Genomic DNA, 3,415 nt, shown 5'->3' with positions numbered 1-3,415 from the left:
CCTGCCAACCTGGAACCTGATATTGAAGAGAGCTGCATACCTGTTGATGTACTTGGAGGCAACCCCACCTATCTTGTTGTACCATCGCTCAATCAGGGAATGAAAACTGTTGACGTTGTTGAGATGATTGACCCTGTCGTAGTCCTTGTAGCTCGAGACCACTTTGCTGCCGCTTTCAAGAGCCGCGATCAGCTTGTTGTAAGACGGGCAGTCATCGGTCCATATATAGGTTTTCTCCTCAATGTGCGGGTGCAGGTTCATGATCTCCTCCGATGTAGGCCTGGCCATGTTGAAGGACCTGAGATAGGAACCTCCTCCCCTCTGCACTCCTGAGAGGAGGCAGACCTGGTCATGGGAAATGCCCCTCTTGGGAGAAGGAGTCCCTCTTTTCTTTCCTGCAACATGCTTCATCCTCTCGCCCTTGTGGCTTTTGACAAGGTATTTCTCGTCAAGCTCCGCCTGGTCAGAGATCCTGGCCGAGGCTTCCTCGTCCTCCAGCGAACACATGAGCTTGTGCCTCATCCTGAATGCCGTGGCGATGTTTACATCCAGGACATTCGAGATCGTTTCCAAGGTCTCGCCGGTGATCGTCATCTTTATCAGCTCATTCCAGGCTTCGGGGCTCTGGTGGGAATAGAATGAGTAGGTGCCATAGTCGGCGGTGAACCGCCGCTGGCAATCCATGCACCTGTACATCTGCTTGCCGGTGGATGTCTTACCGCCCTTTATGATCCTCGGGTGGGCCACTCCACATTTTGGGCAACGTTCAAACAGGATCCCTTCAGCAACGGTGCTTTCCTTGTCATAGGCGTCGAGTATTTCGGCAATCCTGCTGAGAATGAACTCAGGAATCCTTTTCATCCGCTCAACAAGTGTCTCTGCTGTCATCTGTGGCATATTTGCTGCCTCCTGATGACAGTGTATTGCATCAAGTGTGACACAGAGTGTCGTAGTCACTGATTCTTAAAAACAGCCTTAATATATAAGTACGCACTGCTATAATTGGGTATTACATGAAGGGAGTGCTCAACTTGAATGATATAATTCTTGTAATCAGCAGCGATGTATCAAGCAACGTTGCCATCCAAGATGCTTTGAAGCACTCTACCGTGCTTTTTGTCGATACCTATACTGAAGCGACAAGTCTTCTGGAACAGGGGAAATGCTATCCACTGATTCTTATGGACCTCGACACCCTCTCTACTGATGGCAAGAGATTACTCAATTCACTCGCTAGCAGTTCACAGTATAGGAACTGTACTGTAATTGTATTTGGTGGTGACAACACCAGAGATGGTACCCTATGTACCTCGAAACGTATGTATGTGGAATATCTTAGCAAGCCCATAGCACGTGAGTTGTTGATTGCACTGGTCAAATTACAGATGTTGCGTTCTCACATCACTCCCCTCGAGGAACGTATACAAGAGCAAGATGCTTTTCAAGATACCCTTATCAGGCAGCTTCCCATTGGAGTAGCCATAACAGAGGAAAAGAACCCAACGGGTCAGAGTGAAGATGATTTGTTTTATGTCAATCCTGCTTTCGAGCAGATAACCGGAAGAACCAACGAAGAGCTGATTCATATGGGCTGGACCAATATATCGCATCCAGATGACATCGCCTCGGATTTGAGGAATTACCAGAAGCTGTTATCGGGTGAGATTACAAGTTACAACATGGAGAAGCGATATATAAGACCGGATGGTACCATCGTATGGGTCAACATGACCATGGGAGTACTCGATCTTCCAGGGATGGCAAGGCGTCGGTATGCGTGTCTTATCCAGAATATTACGGAAAGAAAACATATGCAGGAAGCGTTGAGCAAAAGTCTGGAACGATTTAGGATTGCCCAAGAGATGTCTCCCGATGGATTCAGTATCCTGCATCCGATACGTGATCAGAACGAGTGTGTAGTCGATTTTACATGGGTGTATGAAAATCCAGCAATTGCACGGATGAACGGTACAGATCCAGAAAAAGTAATCGGGAAGCGTCTTCTGGAACTATTCCCTTCCCACCAGGGCACACGAATTTTCAAGACCTATCAGCAAGTAGCCGAGTTAGGAACACCGCAAACCATTGAGGAAGGATATGCAGGGGAAAGCATGGTGCGCCAGACATGGTTGCGTCTGGCCGTGGTTCCAATGGGGGACGATATTGCAATTCTCGCCCAGGATCTCACAGAACGCAAACAAGCAGAAGAGTTGTTGGTGTATCAGCGTGATCATGACCCCCTTACTGGTTTGTACAACAGGGAGTACCTTGAAAACAAAATCAAACAGGTGGAAGATGAAAATATTTTGCCTGTATCAATTATTATAGTCGATACCAATGGGCTGAAACTGGTAAATGATTCATTTGGTCATGCTGAAGGTGATTCTATACTGAAAAGGACAGCCAATCTTTTGCTGTCTCACAGTAGAAAGAATGATATCGTTGCACGGTATGGAGGAGATGAGTTTGTGCTGGTCTTGCCAAGTGTTTCGCTTTTGGAGACTGAGTCTCTTCTCAAGGTTCTGGACTCTGAAGCAAAAGAGATGGAGACAACCGGGATTCCCTGTTCCTTGGCTTATGGATATGCGATTAGAAATTCCGTTGCAGAGAAATTCGTGACGATTTTTAAGGCAGCTGAAGATATGATGAATCGTCACAAACTCTATGAGAGTAGCAGTGCCAAGAATAAAACAATCGGTTTGATCATCAATTCTCTGTTTGCGAAAAGTCGTCGAGAGTCAGAACATTCGAAACGGGTGAGTAACCTATGCGAATCTATAGCAAAAAGACTTGGAATGACACCTGTGGAGATACAACGGATGCGTATTGCTGGTCTTATGCATGATATCGGGAAAATTGGGATATCAGAGACCATCCTCAACAAGACAGGGAAACTCTCTGAGGGTGAGTGGGAACAGATGAGACAACATCCAGAAATCGGCTATAGAATCTTATCTGCATCAAATGAATTTGCTGATATCTCCAATGCTATTCTTGAACACCATGAGCGATGGGATGGCAAGGGATACCCAAGGGGCCTTGCAGGAGAGGATATTTCCGTGCAAGGAAGGATCATTGCCGTTGCAGATGCCTTTGATGCAATGACGAGTGAAAGGTCCTATAAGCAACCTATGACAGTCCAAAGTGCCATCGCAGAGATTCAGAGATATGCCGGCACTCAATTTGATCCCACGATTGCCCAAGTAGTTGTTGCACAGTATACCGAATTTGTATGATTACGCTCCTCTCAATGGTGTTGGCGTGTTCCCATGGTTGTTCTTTCCTGTGGTGCTACAGTAAGGCTGGAAAGGCTTTTCTGTGTAGGAACCTGTTGTAGTTATTCGGATTCCAACATAGAAATATAGATTTCCACAAGTTCTGGATCGAATTGAGATCCTCCTCCTTTGCGTAATGC

2 protein-coding genes are annotated in these 3,415 nt (G+C 46.4%); one reads left to right on the top strand and one right to left on the bottom strand.

The window, feature by feature from the left end; translation table 11 throughout:
- Nucleotides 1–897, bottom strand: an 897-nt coding sequence (locus JF818_RS13005) for an IS1595 family transposase (protein WP_198892417.1), incomplete at its 3' end; no start/stop codon positions are given.
- A 134-nt stretch (nt 898–1,031) separates the two neighbouring features.
- Between JF818_RS13005 and JF818_RS13000 the strand changes: the two genes are divergently transcribed.
- The gene (locus JF818_RS13000) at nt 1,032–3,236 is read left to right on the top strand and encodes an HD domain-containing phosphohydrolase (protein WP_198892416.1); all 2,205 of its coding nucleotides are present in this window, start codon (nt 1,032–1,034) and stop codon (nt 3,234–3,236) included.
- The last annotated feature ends 179 nt before the right edge of the window (nt 3,237–3,415 follow it).

It is taken from the genome of Sphaerochaeta sp. S2, assembly GCF_016406725.1.
Taxonomy (GTDB): Bacteria; Spirochaetota; Spirochaetia; order Sphaerochaetales; family Sphaerochaetaceae; genus Sphaerochaeta.
This window is presented reverse-complemented; position numbering and strand designations above follow the sequence as displayed.